Origin of the sequence: Streptomyces sp. NBC_00223 (genome assembly GCF_036199905.1) — a bacterium.
GTDB lineage: Bacteria > Actinomycetota > Actinomycetes > Streptomycetales > Streptomycetaceae > Actinacidiphila.
This window is the reverse complement of the sequence record NZ_CP108109.1, coordinates 5,962,845-5,985,898: the sequence shown is the minus strand read 5'-3', so window position 1 is coordinate 5,985,898 and position 23,054 is coordinate 5,962,845. Positions and strand designations below refer to the sequence as shown.

Sequence of the window (23,054 nt, the reverse complement as noted above, 5' to 3'; positions counted from 1 at the left end):
CCCCCGTCCTGCCCGGTAGAGTGACCCGGGCCGACCGGGGTGGACGGCTGGATACGGTGCCGCTCCGCGACGTTGATCTGACACCATTCTCCTTGGAGCTCCCTCCGTGGCCGGGCAGCGCGGGCCGTCAAGGGCGGAGCGACGGAGAATCTCACCCGGTTGGCGGGTGAGAACGCCAGGAGACCGATGGGACCGCGGAGTGCGGGGCAACGACAGCTACCGGGCTGACGACCACCTCTCTCGACTCGAAGCCGAGATGGACAGGCTGCGTACCGAGCGGGGCAAGGCCGTCGACCACGCCGACGACCTCGGATACCAGGTCGAGGTGCTGCGCGCCAAACTGCACGAGGCGCGGCGCAACCTGGCGTCCCGGCCTGCGTACGACAACATCGGCCACCAGGCCGACCAGCTGCTCCGCAATGCCCAGATCCAGGCCGACCAGCTGCGCGCCGACGCCGAGCGCGAGCTGCGCGAGGCCCGCGCGCAGACCCAGCGGCTGCTCCAGGAACAGGCCGAGCACCAGGCCAGGTTCGAGGCGGAGTGGCACGCCGAGGCGATCGCCCGCCGCCGCCATCTCGACGAGGAGCTGGCCGAGCGCCGGGCCACCGTCGAGACCCACGTCAACGAGAACGTCGCCTGGGCCGAGCAGTTGCGCGCCCGCAGCGAGTCCCAGGCCCGGCGGCTGCTGGACGAGACCCGCGCGGAGACCGAAGCCGCGCTGGCCGCCGCCCGCGCCGAGGCGACGAGGGTCGCCGAGCAGACCGGCCAGCGGCTGAGCGCGGACGCGGAGGCCGCCAGGATCGAGGCCGAGCAGCTGCTGCGCCGGGCCAGGACGGACGCCGAGCGGCTGCTGGCCGCGGCCTCCGCGCAGGCCCAGGAGGCCACCTCCGAGGCCGAGCAGCTGCGTACGACCACCCGCAGCGAGTCCGACGAGGCCAGGGCCCGGGCCATCGAGCTGTCCCGGCTGGCCGAGGAGCGCATCCGCGAGGCCGACGAGGCGCTGCGCACCGCCAGGGCCGAGGCGGACCGGCTGCGCGAGGAGGCGAGTGCCGCCGCCGCCAAGCGGCTGGCCGCGGCCGAGTCGGAGAACGAGCAGCGGACCCGTACCGCCCGCGCCGAGATCGCCCGCATGGTCGCGGAGGCGACCAAGGAGGTCGAGGCCGCGAAGGCGGAGGCCGAGCAGACCGTCGCGGACGCCCGCGCGGACGCCGAGCGGATCAGGACCGAGACGCAGGAGACCGCCCGCGCCAAGGCGACCGAGGACGCGGCCGCGCAGCTCGCGCAGGCCGCCAGGTCGGCCGAGGAGATCCTGACCAAGGCGTCCGAGGACGCCCGCTCGACCACGAAGGCGGCCGCCGAGGAGGCCGAGCGCATCCGCCGGGAGGCCGACGCGGAGGCCGAGCGGCTGCGGACCGAGGCCGAGGCATCGGCGCAGGAGCTGCGGGGCGCCGCGCAGGACGACACCGCGGAGTACCGGGCCAGGACCGTCGAACTCCAGGAGGAGGCCAGGCGGCTGCGCGGCGAGGCCGAGCAGTTGCGGGCCGACGCGGTCGCCGAGGGCGAGCGGCTGCGCGGCGAGGCGCGGCGCGAGGCCGTCCAGCAGATCGAGGAGGCCGCCCGCCGGGCCGAGGAGCTGCTGGCCAAGGCGAAGGCCGACGGCGACGACGTACGGCAGAGCGCGGCGACCGAGGCCGACCGGCTGCGTACCGAGTCCGTCGAGCGGGCGTCGACGCTCAACACCAAGGCCGAGGAGGCGTTGCAGCAGGCCCGCGCGGAGGCCGAGGAGCTGCGGGCCGAGGCCGAGCAGGCCGCCGCCGCGGTGCGCGAGGAGGCCGACCGGGCCGCCGCCGAGCAGCGCGCGGAGACCGAGGCGGCGGTGACCCGGATGCGAGCCGAGGCCGGGGTCGACCTGGCACGGCTGCGCGAGGAGGCCGAGGCGCGGGTCACCGCGGCCGAGGAGCGGCTGCGCGAGGCCACCGACGAGTCGGACCGCATCCGCGCCGAGGCGGCCGAGGAGGGCGAGCGGCTGCGCCAGGAGGCCGCCGAGCGGGTCCGTGTCCTTCAGGAGCAGGCCAGGGCCGAGGCGGTACGGCTGCGCGACGAGGCCGCGGCCGACGCGGCGCAGACCCGCGCGGAGGCCGAGACGGTGGCCCTGCGGCTCCAGGCGGACGCCGCCGCGGAGGCCGAGGCGCGCAAGACCGAGGCGCAGGAGACCGGCGACCGGCTGCGCGCGGAGGCGGCGGCCGCGGCCGAGCGGACCGGGGCGGAGGCCGCCGAGGCGCTGGCCGCCGCGCGGGAGGAGGCGGCCAGGCGCCGGCGCGAGGCCGAGGAGCTGCTGGGCGCGGCCCGTACCGAGGCCGAGCAGGAGCGGACGCAGTCCCGCCGGGAGAGCGAGGAGTTGCTGGCCGCCGCCCGTAAGCGCGTCGAGGACGCGGCGGCGGAGGCGGACCGGCTGGCGGCGGAGGCCGAGCAGCGGGCGGCCGAGATGGTCGCGGCGGCGGAGAGCACCGCGCAGCAGGTACGGGACGCGGTCGCGCATCTGCACCAGGAGGCCGAGGAGGAGGTCGCCGGGCTGCGCTCGGCCGCCGAGCACGCGGCCGAGCGGATGCGCGGCGAGGCGGAGGGCGAGGCCGGCCGACTGCGCGCGGACGCCAACTCCGAGCGGGAGCGGGCGCACGAGGACTCGGCGCGCATCCGCCGGGAGAGCCAGGAGGAGGCCGAGGCGGCCCGTTCGCTGGCCGACCGTACGGTCAACGAGGCGATCGAGGAGTCCGACCGGCTGCGCTCGGAGGCCCGCGAGACCGCGAACCGGATGCGCACCGACGCGGCCGCCCAGGCCGACCAGTTGGTGGCCAAGGCCCGCGAGGAGGCCGAGCGGCTGAGCACCCTCTCCCTGGAGACGCTTGAGGCGGCCGAGCGGGACGCCGAGCAGGCCAGGGAGCACGCGCAGCGCGTCCTTGACGAGGCCCGCGAGGCGGCCAACAAGCGCCGCAGCGAGGCCGCAGAGCAGGCCGACGAGCTGATCGGCCAGGCGCAGACGGAGGCGCTGAAGACCCAGGCCGCCGCCGAGGAGCAGGCCGACGCGATGGTCGGCGCGGCCCGCGGCGAGGCCGAACGGATCGTCAATGAGGCGACGGCGGAAGGCAATGCACGGGTGGAGCGCGCCCGTACGGACGCGGATACCCTGCTACGGGAGGCCCGCACCGACGCCACGGCCACCCGGGAGCGCACCGCCGAGTTGCGGCAGCGGGTCGAGACCGAGGTCGAGGAGTTGCACGAGCGGGCCCGCAAGGAGGCCGCGGAGGCGATGAAGTCCGTCGGCGAGCGGGTCGACAAGCTGGTGGCCGCCGCGACCGAGCAGTTGGCGGAGGCGGAGGCGAAGGCCGCCGAGATCAAGACCACGGCCACGTCGGAGGCGAGCAAGGTCCGTATCGCCGCCGTCAAGAAGGTCGAGGGCCTCCTGAAGGAGGCCGAGCAGAAGAAGAACGAGGCCGAGCGGGAGGCGGAGCGGGTCAAGGGGGAGGCACGCGCCGAGGCCGACCGCATCGTGGCCGAGGGCAGACGAGACTTGGAGATCCTGGTGCGCCGCAGAGAGGACATCAATGCGGAGATCTCCCGTGTCCAGGACGTGCTGGAGGCGTTGGAATCGTTCGAAGCACCGGTCGTCGGGGGCGGTAGCACGAAGAGTACGGTCGCCGCAGGCGCGAGCGCGGGTTCCACTCGTTCGAGTGGCAAGCGTATCGACGACGCTCCACTCGATTGAGCGGACCATTTTCATACCTCATACGCAATGGCTCGGTGACACGCCGCTCGGGCCCCTAGGATTCCCACTATCACCTCTTCGGTCTGAATCATCGACAGGAACCTCATGAGCGACACTTCCTCCCCATTCGGCTTCGAGCTCGTGCGGCGCGGATACGACCGCGGACAGGTGGACGACCGCATCACCAAGCTCGTCGCCGACCGTGACAGCGCACTGACCCGGATCACCGCGCTGGAGAAGCGCATCGAGGAGCTCCACCTCGAAACCCAGAACGCCCAGGCTCAGGTGAACGACTCGGAGCCGTCGTACGCGGGTCTCGGTGCCCGTGTGGAGAAGATCCTCCGCCTCGCCGAGGAGGAGGCGAAGGACCTGCGTGAGGAGGCCCGCCGCGCCGCCGAACAGCACCGCGAGCTGGCCGAGTCGGCCGCCGCGCAGGTGCGCAGCGACGCCGAGAGCTTCGCCTCCGACCGCAAGGCCAAGGCCGAGGACGAGGGCGCGCGGATCGTCGACAAGGCGAAGGGCGACGCCACCCAGCTGCGCACCGACGCGCAGAAGGACGCGTCCGCCAAGCGCGAGGAGGCCGACGCGCTGTTCGAGGAGACCCGCGCCAAGGCCGCCCAGGCCGCCGCGGACTTCGAGACGAACCTCGCCAAGCGTCGTGAGCAGTCCGAGCGCGACCTGGCGTCGCGTCAGGCCAAGGCGGAGAAGCGCCTGGCGGAGATCGAGCACCGCGCCGAGCAGCTGCGCCTTGAGGCGGAGAAGCTGCGTACGGACGCGGAGCGCCGGGCCCGGCAGACCGTGGAGACCGCGCAGCGCCAGTCCGAGGACATCGTCGCGGACGCGAACGCGAAGGCCGACCGGATCCGCAGCGAGTCCGAGCGCGAGCTGGCGGCGCTCACCAACCGCCGCGACAGCATCAACGCCCAGCTGACCAACGTCCGCGAGATGCTGGCCACGCTGACCGGTGCCGCGGTGGCGGCGGCGACCTCGCCGGCCGACGACGAGCCGATCTCGCGCGGCGTCCCGGCCCAGCAGTCGCGTTGATCTGACGAAGGGCCCTGCGGGGCAGACCGTCGGTGTCTTGTGCGGAACCCCCGCCCCTCCTCGGGCGGGGGTTCCGTCGCACTTGCTAGCCTCGCCCCCATGATTGAGTTGCAGGGGCTCACCAAGCGGTACGGGGACAAGACCGCCGTCGACCATCTGACCTTCACCGTGCGCCCCGGCGTGGTGACGGGCTTCCTCGGGCCGAACGGCGCGGGCAAGTCCACGACGATGCGGATGATGCTGGGTCTGGACACCCCGACCAGCGGCGATGTCCAGATCGACGGCAAGCGCTACGCGCAGCTCAGCGAACCGCTGAAGTACATCGGCGCGCTGCTGGACGCCAAGGCGATCCACGGCGGCCGGACCGCGTACAACCATCTGCTGTGCCTGGCCCAGTCCAACCGCATCCCCCGGAACCGGGTGGACGAGGTGCTGGAGACGGTCGGTCTCAGCGCGGTGGCCAAGAAGCGTTCCAAGGGGTTCTCGCTGGGCATGGGCCAGCGGCTCGGCATCGCCGCCGCGCTGCTGGGCGACCCGGAGATCCTGATGTTCGACGAGCCGGTCAACGGACTGGACCCGGAGGGCATCCACTGGATCCGCAATCTGATGAAGGGCCTGGCCGCGCAGGGCCGTACGGTCTTCGTCTCCAGCCATCTGATGAGCGAGATGGCACTGACCGCCGAGCACCTGATCGTGATCGGCCGGGGACGGCTGATGGCCGACACCTCGATGGCCGACTTCATCCAGAAGAACTCCCGCTCCTACGTCCGGCTGCGCACCCCGCAGCCGGAGCAGCTCAAGGACGTGTTGTCGCAGGCCGGGCACACGGTGGTGGAGACCGAGGACGGCTCGTACGAGGTCACCGACGGCGACGCGGCCGAGCTCGGCGAACTCGCGGCGCGGCATCAGCTGGTGCTGCACGAACTCAGCCCGCAGCGGGCGTCGTTGGAGGAAGCGTTCATGCAGTTGACCGCCGAGTCGGTGGAGTACCACGCGCAAGGGGGGATGCACGGCGCGGGTGTCGCCGCGGCCCCGCTGCCGACCGCCGCGGAGCAGCACCGGTCCGGCGGGCAGCCGCCGGCCTCGCAGTGGGGGGCGAGCTGGCGCGACCCGGGCTCCGGCTCCGACGGCTCGGGTTCCGACAACTCCGGAAAGGGGCGCTGACATGGCTTCGCCCGTGGCGATCCTCCAGTCGGAGTGGACCAAGATCCGTTCCGTACGTTCCACCGTGTGGACCCTGGCGCTGGCCTTCGTGGTCACCGTGGGTCTTGGCGCGGTGATCTGTCTGGTCTTCAACAACACCTGGAGTTCGCTGGACGCGACCGACCGGGCCACCTTCGACCCGACGAACACCAGCTTCTTCGGCATGTCGCTGGGCCAGCTCGCGCTGATCGTCTTCGGTGTGCTGGTGATCTCCAGCGAGTACAGCACCGGCATGATCCGCACCTCGCTGGCCGCGGTGCCGCAGCGCGCCTCGTTCTACGCCTCCAAGGTCACGATCGCGGGTCTGCTCGCCCTGGTGGTCGGCATGCTCACCAGCTTCATCACGTTCTTCCTCGGCCAGGCGCTGCTCGGCTCGCACCGGGCGTCGATCAGCGACCCCGGGGTGCTGCGCGCGGTCTTCGGCGCGGGTCTCTACATGACGCTGATCGTGCTCTTCTGCGTGGGCGCGTCGACGATACTGCGCAGCCCGATGCTGGGCCTGGGCATTCTGATGCCGTTCTTCTTCCTGGTCTCGCCGATCCTGTCGGCGGTGCCGAAGGTGAAGAAGGTCGCGCGCTACTTCCCCGACCAGGCGGGCCAGAAGATCACGCAGGTCGTCCAGTCCTCGGACAACCACACCTCGTACGGCCCGTGGGGCGGTCTGGGCATCATGGCCGTCTGGGTCGTCGCCGCGCTGCTCGGCGGATACGTGGTGCTGAAGAAGCGCGACGCCTGACAGCGGGCTGCCGCCGGGGGAAGGTCCGCTGCCCTCCCCGGCGGTTCGGCCGGAGGGTGGGCCCCTCGCTATCCTCCTCCTCACGGGGGCGAGTGCCCCCGGGTACGCGAGGGGCGGCGCATGATCCAGGCAATCGGCCTGACCAAGCAGTACGGCGCGAAAACGGCCGTGTACAACCTGTCGTTCCAGGTGCGGCCGGGCTCCGTGACCGGATTCCTCGGCCCCAACGGTTCGGGCAAGTCCACGACGATGCGGATGATCCTGGGTCTGGACACCCCGACGGCCGGACAGGTGACGATCGGCGGACTGCCGTACCGCCGGCTCCCCAACGCCCCGCGCCGGGTCGGCGCGCTCCTCGACGCGAAGGCCGTGCACGGCGGGCGCAGCGCGCGGCAGCATCTGCTCTGCCTGGCGCAGCTCTCCGGGATTCCGGCCCGCCGGGTGGACGAGGTGCTGGGCGTGGTCGGCCTGCACGACGTGGCGTCCCGCCGCTCCAAGGGCTTCTCGCTCGGTATGGGCCAGCGGCTCGGCATCGCGGGCGCGCTGCTCGGCGACCCCGAGGTGCTGCTCTTCGACGAGCCGGTCAACGGCCTTGACCCCGAGGGCATCCACTGGGTCCGCAATCTGATGCGCAAGCTCGCCTCCGAGGGCCGTACGGTCTTTGTCTCCAGCCATCTGATGAGCGAGATGGCGCTGACCGCCGACCATCTGATCGTGATCGGCCGCGGCCAGCTGCTCGCCGACATGAGCGTCAAGGACTTCATCGCGACCCACTCCACCGGGTACGCGGTCGTCCGCACCCCGGACGAGGCCGGGCAGCGCGACCGGCTCGGCAAGGCGCTGGCCGCGGCGGGCGCCGCCGTACAGCCCGAGCAGGACGGAGCCCTGCGGGTCAGCGGGCTGGAGCTGCCGCGGATCAGCGACATCGCCTACGAGGCGGAGGTCCGGCTGTGGGAGCTCTCGCCGCACCAGGCGTCGCTGGAGGAGGCGTACATGCGGCTGACCAACGGCGCGGTGGACTACCGCTCCACGCAGGACCCGCGCCAGGGCCTCCAGCAGGGGGCGCCGTACGGGATGCCGCCGCAGGGGCAGCCGGGGTGGGGGTGGCAGCCGCCGCAGCAGCCGGTCCCGCAGCCGCAGCACTTCGGACCACCGCAGGGGTACGGGGCTCCGCCGGCGGGTCCGGTGCCCGCTCAGGCGCCCGCGCCCGTTCAGGCTCCTGTCCAGGCGCCCGTTCCCGTTCAGGCGCCTCCGCCCGCCGCTCCTGTGCAGGCCGCCGCGCCCGCCGTACCGCCCGTACCGCCCGCGCCCGCTCAGGCCCCCGCGCCCGCCCCCTCCCTCACCAAGTCCGACAGCGAGGACGCCCGATGACCGCCCCCGCCCCCTACGCGTACCAGCAGCCGCAGTTCGCCTCGCAGCTCCCGGTCGAGCAGACCCGCCTCAGCCACGCGCTGCGCTCGGAGTGGACCAAGATCCGTTCCGTCCGCTCCACGATGTGGACGCTCGGTGTGATGATCGTGCTGGTCGTCGGCATCAATCTGCTGGTCGTCGTGCCCATCGCGCACTCCGACGACCCCTCCACGCCGGTGCTCGCGGCCGGTCTGTTCGGCCTGATGCTCGGCCAGATGGCGATCCTCACCCTCGGGGTGCTGGTGATCACCTCCGAGTACGGCACCGGCATGATCCGTACCACCTTCACCGCGTGCCCCCAGCGCTCGCGGGTACTGACCGCCAAGGCGATCGTCTTCTTCCTGCTCTCCTTCGTCACCACCACCGTCGCCTGCGCGATCACCGCGATGATCAGCAACGCGGTGGTGGGCGGCCGGCACATCCCCGAGGACTGGGGAGACATGCCCGGCGTGGTCGTCACGAACGGGGTGACCGGGGCAAGCGGCTCGGAGTGGCTGGGCGCGACGGTCGGCGCGGGCCTGTACGTGGCGCTGCTCGGCCTGCTGGCGCTCGCCGTCGGCACGCTGCTGCGGCACTCGGCCGGCGCGATCACCTCGATGATCGGTGTCGTCCTGCTGCCGCTGATGGTGGCGATCTTCCTGCCCATGAGCCTCCAGAGCGTCCGCGACGCCCTGATCAAGTACTCCGCGCCCAACGCGCTGGCCACGCTCTACCGCATCCCGATGATCGGGGAGGCCGACCAGAACGGCGTACGGCAGCTGGTCTTCCTGGCCTGCGTCACCGCCGTCGCCCTGGGCGCGGCCTTCGCTACGCTCAACTCGCGTGATGTGTGAGGCGCGTCAGGCGTGCGTGAGGTTTCCGGCCTGTCCCGTCCGTGCCGTCCGTTCCGCCTGTTCCGCCTGTTCCGTCTGTTCCGTCTGACGGACGCCGGGGCCGGGGCCTGGGCCTGGGCCGGCTGACGACCGGTGCCGGGGGCTGCCTCCGGCACCGGTCACTTGTACACCTTGCCGGGCTGCGGTGTCCCCGGCGCGAGGAGCTGCTTGACGGTGACGAAGGTGTAGCCGCGGGCCTGGAGGGTGGAGATGATGCCCGGGACGGCGGCGATCGTGCCGTTGTAGCCGCGGTCGGTGGGGTCCACCAGGTCGTGCAGCAGGATGATGCCGTCCCGCTTGGTCTGCTTGAGCACGCGCTTCTCGATCAGCGCGGAGTCGGTCGTCTTGTAGTCCGCTCCCTGGGCGCTCCACTCGACCTCCGACATGCCGAGGTCGCGCGCGATCGCGGTGACCGCGTCGCTGGTACGGCCCTGCGGCGGGCGCAGGAGGGTGGGCCGGACGCCGATGACCTTCTCGACGGCGTCACGGCCCTCGGTTATCTCCTTGCGGACCTCGGCCTTGCTGATCTTGGTGAGGATCTGGTGGCTCCAGGTGAGGGTCTCCACCTCGTTGCCCTGGTCGTACATGTCCTTGACCATCTCGGGGTGCACGCGCACGTGGTTCTTGCCGAGGGTGAAGAAGGTCGCGTGCACGTGGTACTTGCGCAGGATGGCGAGGATCTGCGGGGTGCGGACGCTCGGCCCGGCGTCGAAGGTGAGCGCCACGCACGTGACCTTGCGGCAGTCGACGGCTCCGTTCGGGCCCTGGGCGAAGTCGGCCTTGCCGCTCGCCGGCTCCTGCTTCCTGGCGGAGGCCGGGCTCGTGCTGTGGTAGCCGTTGCAGCCGGTCAGGCCGATCGCCACGGTCGCCGTGGTCAGCAGGGCGGCCAGCGCTCGGGTTCGGCGCGCTGTGGTCGTGCTCCGCATGCGGGAGTTCCCCCTCGTAGGTCGTGAGGCCCGCGAGGGCGGACCGCGAGGCACTGTAACCACTGCGTATGGCTCCCCCACACGTGGGTCCAACGTGATCATCGTACGACCCCACCCCCCACCCAGCCTCCCCACACCCGACCCGCCCCCGCGCGGAATTTCTCGGGGTTCTCGGCGGGCGCCCGCACGCGCTACGTGTCCGCAGGGATTCACGCCACGGCCGACCCACGGGCACCGGAGTCAGCGCCCCGCGCGGGGCACGTCCGCGCAGGGACCTTTCGCCCGCCGCCCGGCGCGGCCTCCGGCCGCCGGCCGTTCACGCTTCGCGCGGAGCGCGGGATCATCGCTCACGCACGCTGCGTCCGCGCGAGACCTTCGCGCGGCCGGAGTGCCAACGGCTCACCCGCCGAGCGCGGAATCGACGTCCGTGCGCGACGCTCGTGCGCCGGGAGCGTTCGCGCTCGCCGCCCGGCGCGGGGCGCCCGGCCGCTGCGGCTGTACGCCCTCGCGGGGCCGCCCGCCGCGGCTCGCGGCGGCCGGTCAGTAGCGGGGGGCGTTGCGGGATCGCTGCACCTTGCTGGTGCGGCGATCCTTCGCGTTCCAGCACGCCCGGTGCCAGTGGCGCCGATCGTCCACTCCCCCGTAGGCGCGCCAGGCAACGACGTGCGCGACGCCCGGCGGGATCTCCTGGTCGCAGCCCGGGCACCGGTAGTGCTTCGCCGAGGCGCTGCCCGCGATGGGCCGCATCACCCACTCCTCGCCCTGCCACTCCTCGGTATTGCCGCCGCCGAACCCCGTACCCCCGTCGTCCTCCTCCATACGGTCGGCAGGGCGTCGTCCGCCGTGCGGGCGGTTTCGTCGCGGCGACACTGGCACACCTCACACGCTGCTGGGCTTCGCGGACTGGCGTCCAGATTACGCGTACGCTCCCGGCCGGGCCGAATGTCCGCTGTCCGGTATTCGTCCCCCGCCACTGCCGAAAATCATGAAATCGCGGGGGAAAGCCGTGCCTTTGGCACGTGCCAAGCGTTAGACCGTGCAGGAGGGAGTGAGCGATGCGCGTGGGAACATTCGTCCTCTCGGCCCAGTTTCCCGGTCAGGGCCAGGGAGAAGCGCTGCACAGGGCGATATCGACGGCCGAGGCGGCAGAGACAGCGGGCCTCGACGCCGTGTGGCTGGCCGAGCACCACTTCGTGCCGTACGGAGTCTGTCCGTCGGCGATCACCCTGGCCGGAATGCTGCTCGGCCGCACGGCCAGAATCGGGGTGGGCACGGCCGTGAGCGTGCTGCCGACCGCCCATCCGGTGGCCGTCGGCGAGCAGGCGGCGCTGCTGCACCTGGCCTCGCGGGGCCGTTTCACCCTCGGCGTCGGCCGCGGCGGCCCCTGGGTGGACCTGGAGGTCTTCGGCACGGGGCTCGCCGCCTTCGAGAGCGGCTTCCCGGAATCCCTCGACCTGCTGCTGCGCTGGCTGCGCGAGCCCTCGGTCGCCGGAGCCGGCCCGCGGTACACCTTCCGCGAGGTCCAAGTCGTGCCGCGCCCGGACGAGTTGGACGGCCGGCCCGGCCCGCCGGTGGTCGTCGCCTGCACCTCGCCGGGTACGGTCCGGCTGGCCGCCGAGCGCGGGCTGCCGATGCTGCTCGGCATGCACTGCGGCGACGAGGACAAGGCGGCGATGGTCGCGCTGTGGCGGGAGGAAGCGCTGGCCGCCGGGCAGTCGCCGGACGCGGTCGCGGCCGCCGACCATGTGTCGGCCGGCGTCGTCCAGATCGGCGACACCCGCGCGGACGCGGCCGAGACACTGCTCAAGTCCATGCCCGGCTGGCTGCACCAGGGTCTCGGCGCCCACCGTACGTACGACGGCTCGCCGCGGCGGATGCGCGATCCGCACGCGTATGCCGAACTGCTCTGCGACCTGCACCCGGTGGGCCCGCCGCGGCTGTGCGCCGACCGGCTCGCGGCGACCGCGGAGCGCACCGGCATCACCCGGTTCGCGCTGCTCGCGGAGGGCTCGGGCGATCTCGCCGCCACGCTGGAGAACGTGGCCCGGCTGGGCGGGGACGTGCTCCCGGAACTGGCCTGATCCGGTATGGACGGCCGGTCACGGGAGCACGCCCGGTTGTGCGTGGCGCCCTTGATCGTCTACGTCACGCGGTTGATCGTCCGCGTGCCGCGCCCGGCCTCAGCAGTCCCTGAACTCCGGTGACTGGTTCAGCACTTGGGACCGTACCGAGGTGAACTTGCCGTAGCTCCCGGCGACCGAGGGGTCCATCGGGAAGACAGCCACCCGGTGGCAGTTCTGGAAGGCCAGCCGCACCCCGAAGTGCCGCTGCAGGGCGCCGCGTATCGCGTCACTCGCCAGCGCGCGGAGCAGTTGCCCGCGTTCCTTCTCACTCGGCGGCGGTGTCTGGTTGTCGGCGAAATCGCCTCCGTCAACCTTGAGTTGCGCCACCAGCGAGCTGATCATCTCCCACGCGTACGGGAGGGACGTCCGGACGCAGTCGACGAATTCCTGCTCGTCGACCTCGCCTCGCTCGGCCTGTTCGAGAAGGGCCGGTGAGACGTCGAGCGACATGGATACTCCTCTCGGACCCAGTCCTGCGCGGACGGGGTCGTTCGGACGGATTGCCGGGACCCGGTCCGGCGTCTGCCACGCGTCGGCTCCCGGCTTTCACCGTAGGCGTCCGCGGCAGGGCCGCACCAGGCGGCAGCGCCTACAACCGGCCAATTTTGCGGCGGGGGGCGGGGTTGGCCGGAGTCCTACGGGTCCGCCCGCGCGGGGCGGTCCGGGGACAGCCGTACGGGTCCCCCGGGCGGGGGCCGCGCGGGGGTACGGGGCTCCCCGGCGGGTGATCGCGCGGGTACGGTTCCGGGGCCGCGAGGGTCGGCGCGCATACGGTGCCGGCGTACGGGTGCCGACGTACGGACGCCGGGCTCCGGGGCCCGGCTCCCGGGGCGAATCGCGTGCGGGCCTCGCGGTCGAGTAGCGTTGCCGACCATGCGCCTCGTCATCGCCCGCTGCTCCGTCGACTACGCGGGCCGGCTCTCCGCTCACCTCCCCTCGGCCACGCGCCTGCTGCTGATCAAGGCGGACGGCAGCCTGTCGGTGCACGCCGACGACCGTGCCTACAAGCCGCTCAACTGGATGTCGCCGCCCTGCACGCTCAAGGAGTCCGAGGACTCCGGGGCACCGGTCTGGACGGTGACCAACAAGACCGGCGAGCAGTTGATCATCAGCATCGAGGAGATACTGCACGACTCCTCCCACGAACTGGGCGTGGACCCCGGTCTGATCAAGGACGGCGTGGAGGCCCACCTCCAGGAACTGCTCGCCGACCGGATGGAGGTCCTGGGCGAGGGCTGGACCCTGATCCGCCGCGAGTACCCGACCGCGATCGGCCCGGTCGACATCCTCTGCCGTGACGCCTCCGGCGGGACCGTCGCCGTGGAGCTCAAGCGCCGCGGCGACATCGACGGCGTGGAGCAGCTGACCCGCTACCTCGAACTCCTCAACCGCGACCCGCACCTGGCCCCTGTACGGGGGATTTTCGCCGCCCAGGAGATCAAGCCGCAGGCCCGGGTCCTGGCCACCGACCGCGGCATCGGCTGTGTCGTCCTCGACTACGACGCGATGCGCGGTATCCAGGACGACAAACTGCGCCTTTTCTGACCTTCCGTCAGCCCGACACGCCCTCTCCATCAGGCAGTTCACCGCGCCCCCCGTGGCGCCGCCGGCGGCATGCCCTCGCATACCGGCCACCACGGGGAAGTTCTGGACTTGCAGGTCCACTTCATGTCGCGCACCTTGGACGCCGGCGCTACGCCGCTGAACGGCCGTCAGTGCACGGTCCGTCAGCGGATCGGCATGTCTCCGCGGCCTCACGAAGGCGGTGGGGACCTGCCGTGCGCGCGAGTCCCAGCGAGAGAGCTGCCCGACCACTGTGGAGAGTTCATGAAGAGCGCACGGCTGCTCGTACGGCGCCGCGACAGAGCGGCGTCAACCAGTCCAACCGCTGCAACCGGCACAAGGGTGCCGCCCGCCGGAGGCCGGCCCGGGGGCGCGGTGGCCCGACTGTTCGCCCGCTGGCGGCTGTTGGCGGTCGCTGTGGTGGCCGCGCTGGGCGCGGGGCTGCTGGTGGCCCCGCCCGCCACCGCCGTGATCGGCGACAAGCCGCTGATCACGTACAACATGCAGGGGGCGTCCACGGGCGTCGACAGCAAATGGACCACCACCATCCGCAACTACGCCATGCGGGCCGAGATCGTCGCGCTCCAGGAAGCGGGCGCCAGCCCACCGGGGGACATCGTCGACTTGATCCACGGCGCCGGCCTGGCGAACTCCGGCAACAATGTCGCCGCCAACCTGCGGGAGGACCGGCTGCCCCAGGCCATGCGGCCCACGGGGGTGCGCCACAGCCTGTGGAACACCGGCGCCGGCGCCTTCGACATCTACTTCCTCCAGACCGACCGCAACGGCCAGAGCGACTACCACGGCGGCCGGGTCAACGTCGCCATGGTCACCCAGCGGGCGGCCGACGACGTGGCGGCCCTGCCCAATCCGTTCTACGTGGAGCCGGACCCGCAGAACGGAGTCGCCGGCACCCAGGGCCCCCGGGCGACCCTGGGCCTGCGGTTCGGTGACACCTGGTACTTCACGCTGCACGCCCTGTCGGGCGGTGGCAACGACGCTCCCGGTCTCCTCGCGAACATCAGCGCCTTCGTCACCGGACGTGGCCTGGGCGAGCACTGGATCGCCCTGGGCGACTTCAACCGCACGCCGGGCAGCCTCGGGGCCAACATCCCGGGCGGGGCACGGATCTACGCCAGTGGGGTCCCGACCCAGCAGTCCGGGAACGAACTGGACTACGCCGTCTCCTCGCAGAACCAGAACGGCGTCCAGGTCAACCGGATGGCCGGAGCCAGCTCCGACCACTACGCGGTCAACATCGGCCAGCTGCGGGCGGCGGCGGAACCGACGCCGATGTTCACCGAGCGCAGGACCATCGAGAGCGTGCAGTCCGGCGGTCTGATCGACGCCAAGGAGGGCGGGACCGCCGTAGGGACACAGATCGTCTCCAGCAGGCGCAACGGCGCCGACAACCAGAGCTGGACGATCGACGCCTACAACGACAACTCCATCCGGATCAGGGGCAAACAGAGCAACCGCTGTCTTCTGCCGCAGCAGAGCGGCAGTTCCTGGAGTGTGAAACTCGACGACTGCGGCGACTCGATCTGGGAGCGCTTCCGCCTGGAGTACATGGGCAACGACGAGTACCAGGTCCACAGCGAGTACGACGCCTCCCTGTGCCTGAACGTGAAGGGCGGCCAGACCGACCCCAGCACCGTGAAGGACGTGATCCTCTGGGAGTGCCAGAACACTCCCAACGAGCGCTGGATGTTCACCCCCGCCGAGGCGTCCGTCGACGCCGACACCTCCGCGTACGACCTGCGGGAGTCCTTCCCGAACGCCGTGGTCCTGGAGAGCCTGAAGGCCGGCGGTGTGGCGAGCGCGAAGGACGCCGGAACCACGAACGGCACGAAGGTCGTCTCCTTCCACCGCACCGGATACTCCAATCAGGGCATGCTCCCGGTCTGGCTGGACGGCGTGACGGCGGTCTTCAAGGCCACCGCGGCCCCCAACCTCTGTCTGGACGTCAACGGTGGTGACGACTCCGTCGCCGCGGGGAAGAAACTGGAGCTGGACGTCTGCGACAACCATGACAGTCAGCAGTGGGTGGGCGAACGGCTCCTCAACAGCACGGTGCTGCTGCACAACCGCGCGGCGCCGGATCTGTGCATGGACATCGCGGGCTCTCCCGACAACCCCAACAACGGCGACTTCGACGTCGAGAACTGCACTGCCACGGCCAGCCAGCAGATCATCTTCGGCTCCTTCGACCCGACCGGGGTACCGGAGCCGGACCAGGACTGGGGCAGGGACGGCAGCGACCTCTCCGTGATCCCCGACCCCGGGGCGCCCGCGCAGCGCACGGCGTACTTCCCCAGCTGGTCCGTCTACGCCAACGAGTTCTATGTGAAGAACCTGGACACGGAGGGGATCGCGGGGCGGCTGACGACGCTGACGTACGCGTTCGAGAACATCGACCCGGTGGATCTGACCTGCTTCGCCGCGAACCAGGCGGGCTCGTCGGACGAGAGCGACACGACAGGGAACGACGGTGCCTCGGACGCCTGGGCGGACTACCAGATGGGCTACACGGCGGACAACAGCATCGACGGCACGGCCGATGCCTGGGACCAGCCTTTGAAGGGCAACTTCAACCAGCTCAAGAAGCTCAAGGCCAAGTACCCCAACCTCAAGGTGACCGTCTCACTGGGCGGCTGGACCTACGCCAAGTACTTCTCCGACGTGGCGGCCACCGAAGCCTCCCGGCAGAAGTTCGTCAGCTCCTGCATCGACATGTACATCAAGGGCAACCTCCCCCAGCTCGGCGACGACCCGGCCGGCGGCACGGGCGTGGCCGCCGGCATCTTCGACGGCTTCGACATCGACTGGGAGTTCCCCGGCAGCGAGAACGGCCACGCCGGAAACCACATCAGCGCGCAGGACACCGAGAACTTCACCCTGCTGCTGGCCGAGTTCCGCCACCAGCTCGACGCTCTCGGCCAGGGCCACTACCAGCTCACCGCGGCCCTGCCCTCCGGTCCCGCCGACATCGACAAGATCGACGTGGGCTCGCTCGGCAACAGCCTCGACATGGCCGACATCATGACCTACGACATGCACGGCGCCTGGGAGACCGAAGGCCCCACCAACTTCCAGGCCCCGCTGTACGACTCCCCGGCCAGCCCGGCCGCGGGCATCGGGTTCACCGCGAACGACGCGGTCGACAACTACCTCATCCACGGCCTCCCCGCCTCGAAGCTCAGCCTGGGCGTCCCGCTCTACGGGCGTGGCTGGACCGGGGTGCCGGAAGGCGGCACCGACGGCCTGTACCAGTCCGCGACCGGTCCGACCGACCCCTTCCCGTACTCCCAGCAGGACGGCGTCGCCATGTACAAGGAGCTGGAGGCGGCGGGCAAACTGGTCGACCTGCACTACGACCCCCAGACCAAGTCCTCCTGGGTCTACGACGGGACCAACTTCTGGAGCATCGAGTCGCCCGACTCGCTCACCGCCAAACGCCAGTACATCAAGGACAGGCACCTGGGCGGCATCATGATGTACTCCCTCGAAGCCGATGACGCGAACGCCACCCTGGTCACCGCGGCCACCGGCCTGATCCCCGCCCCCTGACCCCGATCCACTCCGGACCGGGCGCGGGCCCGCTTCCCCAACGGCCCGCGCCCGGTCAGCTCTGTCAGCCCCGTCAGATGGAGGCGAGCCAGCCGCCGTCCACCGCGAGGGTGTGGCCCGTGACGTAGGACGACGCCTCGGACGCGAGGAAGAGGACCGCGCCGCTCAGGTCCTCGGGTTCGCCGATACGGCCGAGGGGGATGTGGCTGCGGACGACCTGGTTCTCCGCCTCGCGGTCCGGCATGAGGTCCGAGGTCATCGCCGTGCGCATATAGCCGGGGGCGATGGAGTTGACCCTGATCCCGTACTTGCCCCACTCGTAGGCCATGTTCTTCGTCACCTGGACGACGGCCGCCTTCGACGCGTCGTACACGGACGAGCGTTCGCCGTCGACGGCCAGGCCGCCGATCGAGGACAGGTTGATGATCCGCCCGCCACGCCCGCCACCAGCCTCCTCACCACCCGCGCCTGCGGCCCCGCGCCCGCTCATCGCCCGCGCCGCCCGCTGCGCGATGAAGTACGTCCCGCGCAGATTCACCGACAGCGTGAGGTCGAACTCCTCGGGCGTCGCCTCCAGCGCGCTGTTCCGCAGGGACACCCCCGCGTTGTTCACCACGATGTCCGGTGTGTCGCCGCGCTCCGCCAGCAGGGCGAACGCCGCGTCGATGCTCTCCAGCGACGTGGCGTCGAGTTCCAGCGGTATGGCGTCCACGCCGTGGTCTGCGAGGACCGCGCAGAACTCCTCCGCGGCCTTGAGGTCGAGGTCCGACGCGATGATCCTCGCGCCGGCCGCGCCCAGCGCCAGCGACTGCGCGCGGCCCAGTCCCCCGGGAGCGCCGGTGACCAACGCGGTCTGTCCGTCCAGCGAGAACAGCGAGAGCAGCGAAGCGGGTGAGGAGGGGGACGAGTGGTCGGCCTGCATGGGTGGTGGTGCTCCTCGGTACGGGGGATGCGGGCGCTACAGCCCGTAATCGGTCAGTATTTCCACGACCTGCCGTGAGTCGTGCTGTACGTGCTCGCGCACATGCTCGCTCGCCGCCGCCGCGTCCCCCGCCGCGATCGCGGCCGCCAGCGGCCGGTGGTCGACCCCGGTCCAGTCGGGGGTCTTCACGACTTTCGAGCAGAAGTACCACTGGCGCAGCGCGAGGTTGAAGTGGATCTCCGCGGCCGTCGTCAGGTAGTCGTTCCGCGTCATCCGGTACATGCTGCGGTGGAAGGCCGAGTCCAGGGTGATGCACTCCTGGAGGTCGTCCGTCCCGAACTGCTGCTCGGCGAGCGCGGTCAGCTGTTCCTTCTCCGCGACGGATCCGCGACCGCAGGCCAGCGCGGCGGCCAACCCCTCCAGTTCGAGGCGCAGTTCCGTGACGGAACGGGAGTCCTTGAGCGCGATGTCGGTGACATAGGTCCCGCTGCGGGGGTAGATCACCACGAGTTTCTCGAACTCGAGCCGTCTGATGGCCTCCCGCACGGGTGAGGCCCCCACGCCGAGACTGCTGCGCAGGTTCGGTTCGCTGAGCCGCTCGCCCGGCATGATCTCGCACCGCACGAGACGCGAACACAGCGTCGTATAGGCGGAGTCACTGAGCAGGTTCGGAGCCGAGGCTTCGTCTTTGGCCGGTCGACCGTCGGCGACATACGCAGAACACAAGGTGTCCAACCTCTCTGCGGGCGGCGTTCCGGACTGGCCCGGAACGCCACCGAGGGATGTGTGCGTGCAGGATATTCGTTACGGTGCGGCGCCCTCATCGGCTGCGACGGCACCATCGGCCGCGGTCCCGCCGCCGGCCAGCAGATCGTCGATCACGGTGGAGATGCCGTTCTCCACGGTGCACGCGTAGTCCCCGACGGAGAACTCCCCGCCCAGCACCTCGACCAGCTTGAGTTCCACGCCGTCCACCGACAGCACGTCGCTGAGTTCGACCTCGGCAGGACCGAAGGTCTTGCTCTTGAGGACGAAGTCCTTCGACGTGTCGCGGGAGACGATCTCGAACGTCTTGAAGCCGGGCCCGTTGGCCTCCGGCAGCGCGTGCACCTGGAAGTGCGGATACAGCGACATGTCGGCCCAGGCCGCGTTGGAGTACCCCTCCTCCGGCGTCATCGAGATGCCGAAGATCTGCCGGCCGGCCCGCCGTACCGTACCGGCCACGAGGTCGGCGCTGTCGGTGAGTTCGACCTCGCCGTAGTGCTTGGGGTAGCCCCAGACCTCACGGCCGAAGGCCACACTCCACTGCTGGTCCTCGAACTCGAAGAAGTAGGTGACCGCCTTGCGGCCCTTGTACAGGACGGGGATGACGACGCCGGAGTCGTAGAAGGCGCCCGGCGTGGCGTTGCCGAAGTCCGCGATCTGTACGACGAAGCGGTCGTCGGCCGGCTCGAACGGCGTCGGCGCCAGCAGCGCTTCGAGGTTGGCGATGTCGCCGCGGCAGTAGACCGACAGGCTGCGGAGGTTCTCGGACCAGTACGGCTGGTCTCCGCTCGGGTAGCCCAGGTACTTGAAGTAGTCCTTCACGTCATAGTTCTTCGTCATCATCGATTCTCAGTCGTGAGTGGTGGTCATGGAGTGGCCCGGAGGGCGCGGGCGACACGCCCCGACGGTCGGGCACAGGGGTGGTCGGGCAACAGGGGTGGTCGGGGCCCGGCGGACGGACCCCGCAAGCGGGTCGGCGTCAGGCGGTCAGTCCCGCCCGGCCTCCTGGATCTTCCGGAGGAACGTCTTCAGCTCGGGCGTCTTCGGCTCCCCGAAGATCCGCTGCGGCGGCCCCTGTTCGAGGATCGTCCCCTTGTGCAGGAAGCAGACCTTGGAGGAGATCTCGCGGGCGAACGGCATCTCGTGCGTCGTCATCATCATCGTGATGCCGTCGTCCGCCAACTCGCGGACCAGGTTGAGCACTTCGATGACCAGCTCGGGGTCGAGCGCCGAGGTGATCTCGTCCAGCAGGAGCACTTCCGGCCGCATCAGCATCGCGCGGGCGATGGCCACGCGCTGCTGCTGACCGCCGGAGAGCTGGTCCGGATAGGCGCCGGCCTTCTCCTTCAGGCCCACCCGCTCCAGCATGACGCGGGCGTCGGCCTCCGCCTGGGCCTTGTCGGCGACTCCCGCGCGGACGGGCGCGAGCGTGCAGTTGCGCAGCACCGTCATGTGCGGGAAGAGGTTGAAGCTCTGGAAGACGATGCCCACCCGGCGGCGCAGTCTGACCAGGTCGACGCCCTCGCCGGAGACGATGTCGCCGCCCAGCGAGATCGTGCCGCCCTGGATCGTCTCCAGTCCGTTGACGCAGCGCAGCAGGGTCGACTTGCCCGATCCTGAGGCGCCGATGAGGGTGACGACCTCATGCCGCCGGACGTCGAGGTCCACCTGGTCGAGGACGGTGTTGTCGCCGTACTTCTTGGTGACCCGGTCCAGCTCCACGAATGCGTTCGTCATGGCTCAGACCTTCCTCAGCTTGGTGCCGGACCGTGCCAGGAGGTAGTCGACCAGGCGGGTCTGCGGGATGGTGATGAGGACGAAGACGAAGCACACGGCTGTCACGGCGGAGAGGTTGAAGTCGTTCGCCGAGTAGATCTTCGCCTGGCTGAACGCGTCGATGATGCCGACGACGATCACCAGGGCCGTGTCCTTCTGCAGGCCGATGAACTGGCTCAGCATCGGGGCGGCGATGTTGCGCGACATCTGCGGCAGGACCACGAACCTGAGCACGTCGGGCTGCGACAGTCCCATCGAGAGCGCCGCCGCGGTCTGCCCCTTGTTGATCGACTCGATGCCCGAGCGGAACAGCTCCGCGTTGTAGGCGCTGTAGGTCAGGGCCAGGGCCACGATGGCGTAGACGACGGCGCTGCCCTTGCTCAGGACGGGGACGTCGGTGAGCGGGAGACCGAAGCAGACGAGGTAGATCAGCACCACGGACGGGATGCCGCGGAAGATGTCGATGTACGCGATGCACAGCGCCCGTACCGGCCAGAACCCCTTGTCGGGCAGCAGCCGGCCGATGGCGAGCAGAAGGCCGAAGACCATGGCCAGGATCTGGGCGCCGACCGCGATCTCGATGTTGATGACGAGCGCCCCGAAGATGTCCCCGAGGCTCTTCACCATGTACGAGCCGTTGAAGAAGGTCTTCTGGACGGCCCCGTGGTTGGTGAAGACGAGCGTGCCGGCCAGGGCGACGATGGCGATGAAGCCGGTCAGGCCGAGCGAGCTGACCGAGGCGTTCCTCGACCGCGCGGCCGCCACCCGGGCCTCGGCGTGGCGGCCCTCCTTCCAGTCCTCCTCCGACTGCTTGCTCCGGCGGTAGGCGGTCAGCACCGGGCCGCCGAGGATCAGTACGGGAAGCAGGACGCCGAGCAGCAGATGGGCCGGCTTGCCGAGCGAGAAGGCCGTGCCGACGAACCCGTAGCTCAGGACGACGGTCAGCAGGGCCAGGACCGCCGCGCCGCCGAGATAACCGGAGGTGCTCAGGGGCAGGGCGGGGGCGGATTCCCCGCGGTCGGGCGAGGCCGTACGCACCGGCCCGCCGGAGGTGAGGCTCCGCGTCATCAGGCGCTCCAGTCAGGGAGCTGGTGCGGGTCGCCACCGAGGATCGGGTTGAGCCACTTGTTCATGATCGCGTCCAGGGTGCCGTCCTTCTTCATGTCGGCGAGGATCTGGTCCACCACCTTGACGTTCGGCGATCCCTTGGAGAACAGCGCGGCGACGTCACCGCCGACCGGGTACTTGCCGATCACGGAGAGCTTTCCGTCCGACTTCGCGGCGCGCGGCATGACGGTCGCGGTGTCGTTCAGCGCGGTGTCGATCTGGCCCGCGAGGAGGGCGTTGAAGAGGTCGTCGTTGGAGTTGAAGACCCGGACCTGGTGGGGCTTGAGGGTCTCGTTGACGAACTTCAACTGCACGGATCCGGCCAGTACGCCGACGGTCGCGTTCTTGATCGAGGACTGGGTGAGCTTGGACCCGGTCTTGACCAGGACGCCGGTCTCGTAGGTGTTGTACGGCGTCGCGAAGTCGACGACCTTGCGCCGCTCCGGGGTGTTGTAGATGTCCCAGACGGCGAAGTCGAAGTTGGACGCCTTGGCCGTCACCAGCGCCTCGAAGGAGGCGTTGACCAGCTTGATCTTCTTCAGACCGGCCCGGTTCGCGATCTCCGCGTCGAGACAGTACATATAGCCTCCGTTGACGGAGTCGAGCGTGTTGCCCCGGTATCCGGCCGGGTAGGGCAGCGACGCGGCGACGGTCAGGACGTCGTCCTTCATCGTGTTCATCTTGTGGACCGGAGGGTTCTTCGTGACGTCACAGTCCCCGAAGGCGCTGCCCTTGTGCGCGGCGTCCGTGCTCTGTCCGCCCGAGCAGCCGGCGAGCGCGATCAGTCCCGCAGCCACTGCGACAGAGCTGCTGTACCTGAGCCACTTCTTCATGTCTCACCTCGTAGTTAGGACGTGATCAGCGCCGGCCGGGCCGGCTCCGAAGCTTCCACATCATTAAAATGCTACTGACATGTCAGTGATGTGCGCGTCACGCTACACGGCGGTCCGGAAGCTGAACAGAGGTTGGCTGAAAGTGGCCGTTTCGTGATCCCCCCTGCGGGGCAACGCCACTCGCACTGGCGGCTCGTCGGCCCTCACGGCCCCCGACGGCGCCGGCCGAACGGTCCGCACTTACGCACGTTGAGGAGGCGCGGGGGGCGCCGCCCGCGCGGGTTGAGGAGGCACGGGGGTGCTCTGCCTACGCGGGGGCAACTCGTGTGCTGAGCGCGGGAACTCTCCCACAGCGGCGGGATGCGCTCACGCGCGGTGCACTCACCCGCGCTGAGAAGCCGCAGGCGCGTCCCCCGCGCGAGGGCAACACGCACGGCCGGG

General features: G+C 70.6%; 18 protein-coding genes. 9 read left to right on the top strand and 9 right to left on the bottom strand.

Annotated elements, in window-relative coordinates; genetic code table 11:
* Positions 1-199 precede the first annotated feature (199 nt).
* From scy to OHA30_RS25530, 6 genes are all read left to right on the top strand, one after another.
* Positions 200-3,763, top strand: coding sequence for a polarized growth protein Scy (scy, locus tag OHA30_RS25555; RefSeq protein ID WP_328916217.1), 3,564 nt, complete (start codon positions 200-202; stop codon positions 3,761-3,763).
* A 105-nt stretch (positions 3,764-3,868) separates the two neighbouring features.
* Positions 3,869-4,807 carry a cellulose-binding protein gene (locus OHA30_RS25550; RefSeq protein ID WP_328916216.1) on the top strand — a complete coding sequence of 313 codons (939 nt, stop codon included), beginning with the start codon at positions 3,869-3,871 and terminating at the stop codon, positions 4,805-4,807.
* 99 nt (positions 4,808-4,906) lie between these two features.
* Positions 4,907-5,971, top strand: coding sequence for an ABC transporter ATP-binding protein (locus OHA30_RS25545; protein WP_328916215.1), 1,065 nt, complete (start codon positions 4,907-4,909; stop codon positions 5,969-5,971).
* 1 nt (position 5,972) lies between these two features.
* Positions 5,973-6,746, top strand: coding sequence for an ABC transporter permease (locus OHA30_RS25540; protein WP_328916214.1), 774 nt, complete (start codon positions 5,973-5,975; stop codon positions 6,744-6,746).
* Between the two features lie 120 nt (positions 6,747-6,866).
* The gene (locus tag OHA30_RS25535) at positions 6,867-8,117 is read left to right on the top strand and encodes an ABC transporter ATP-binding protein (protein WP_328916213.1); all 1,251 of its coding nucleotides are present in this window, start codon (positions 6,867-6,869) and stop codon (positions 8,115-8,117) included.
* Complete coding sequence (locus OHA30_RS25530) at positions 8,114-8,989, top strand: ABC transporter permease (protein WP_328916212.1); 876 nt, start codon at positions 8,114-8,116, stop codon at positions 8,987-8,989. Before OHA30_RS25535 ends, OHA30_RS25530 begins: the two co-directional genes overlap by 4 nt.
* A gap of 158 nt (positions 8,990-9,147) precedes the next feature.
* Here the strand turns inward: OHA30_RS25530 and OHA30_RS25525 are convergent, their stop codons facing one another.
* Positions 9,148-9,954, bottom strand: a complete 807-nt coding sequence (locus OHA30_RS25525; RefSeq protein WP_328916211.1) for a polysaccharide deacetylase family protein — start codon at positions 9,952-9,954, stop codon at positions 9,148-9,150.
* A gap of 540 nt (positions 9,955-10,494) precedes the next feature.
* Positions 10,495-10,824, bottom strand: coding sequence for an ATP/GTP-binding protein (locus OHA30_RS25520; RefSeq protein WP_328916210.1), 330 nt, complete (start codon positions 10,822-10,824; stop codon positions 10,495-10,497).
* A 185-nt stretch (positions 10,825-11,009) separates the two neighbouring features.
* Between OHA30_RS25520 and OHA30_RS25515 the strand changes: the two genes are divergently transcribed.
* A complete protein-coding gene (locus OHA30_RS25515; protein ID WP_328916209.1) occupies positions 11,010-12,035 on the top strand; it encodes an LLM class flavin-dependent oxidoreductase in 1,026 nt (341 codons plus the stop codon).
* Between the two features lie 99 nt (positions 12,036-12,134).
* Here OHA30_RS25515 and OHA30_RS25510 read toward each other — a convergent pair whose 3' ends face one another.
* Entirely contained in the window at positions 12,135-12,527 is a 393-nt protein-coding gene (locus OHA30_RS25510) for an SCO5389 family protein (RefSeq protein ID WP_328916208.1), read from the bottom strand.
* A gap of 423 nt (positions 12,528-12,950) precedes the next feature.
* On the opposite strand from OHA30_RS25510, the gene nucS reads away from it, so the two are divergent.
* Both nucS and OHA30_RS25500 read left to right on the top strand, forming a co-directional pair.
* A complete protein-coding gene (gene nucS / locus OHA30_RS25505; RefSeq protein WP_328916207.1) occupies positions 12,951-13,622 on the top strand; it encodes an endonuclease NucS in 672 nt (223 codons plus the stop codon).
* 393 nt (positions 13,623-14,015) lie between these two features.
* Positions 14,016-17,210: a glycosyl hydrolase family 18 protein gene (locus tag OHA30_RS25500; RefSeq protein ID WP_328916206.1), complete on the top strand. Its 3,195-nt coding sequence runs from the start codon at positions 14,016-14,018 to the stop codon at positions 17,208-17,210.
* A gap of 73 nt (positions 17,211-17,283) precedes the next feature.
* Here OHA30_RS25500 and OHA30_RS25495 read toward each other — a convergent pair whose 3' ends face one another.
* The 6 genes from OHA30_RS25495 to OHA30_RS25470 all read right to left on the bottom strand — a co-directional run bounded on the left by OHA30_RS25495 (position 17,284) and on the right by OHA30_RS25470 (position 22,577).
* Entirely contained in the window at positions 17,284-18,132 is an 849-nt protein-coding gene (locus OHA30_RS25495) for an SDR family NAD(P)-dependent oxidoreductase (RefSeq protein WP_328916205.1), read from the bottom strand.
* A 36-nt stretch (positions 18,133-18,168) separates the two neighbouring features.
* The gene (locus tag OHA30_RS25490) at positions 18,169-18,858 is read right to left on the bottom strand and encodes a GntR family transcriptional regulator (protein ID WP_328916204.1); all 690 of its coding nucleotides are present in this window, start codon (positions 18,856-18,858) and stop codon (positions 18,169-18,171) included.
* A gap of 78 nt (positions 18,859-18,936) precedes the next feature.
* Positions 18,937-19,737: an acetoacetate decarboxylase family protein gene (locus OHA30_RS25485; protein WP_328916203.1), complete on the bottom strand. Its 801-nt coding sequence runs from the start codon at positions 19,735-19,737 to the stop codon at positions 18,937-18,939.
* Positions 19,738-19,884: 147 nt separating this feature from the next.
* Positions 19,885-20,634 carry an amino acid ABC transporter ATP-binding protein gene (locus OHA30_RS25480; RefSeq protein ID WP_328916202.1) on the bottom strand — a complete coding sequence of 250 codons (750 nt, stop codon included), beginning with the start codon at positions 20,632-20,634 and terminating at the stop codon, positions 19,885-19,887.
* Between the two features lie 3 nt (positions 20,635-20,637).
* Positions 20,638-21,741: an amino acid ABC transporter permease gene (locus OHA30_RS25475; protein WP_328916201.1), complete on the bottom strand. Its 1,104-nt coding sequence runs from the start codon at positions 21,739-21,741 to the stop codon at positions 20,638-20,640.
* The gene (locus OHA30_RS25470; protein WP_328916200.1) at positions 21,741-22,577 is read right to left on the bottom strand and encodes an ABC transporter substrate-binding protein; all 837 of its coding nucleotides are present in this window, start codon (positions 22,575-22,577) and stop codon (positions 21,741-21,743) included. The genes OHA30_RS25475 and OHA30_RS25470 overlap by 1 nt, the downstream gene beginning before the upstream one ends.
* Between the last annotated feature and the right edge of the window lie 477 nt (positions 22,578-23,054).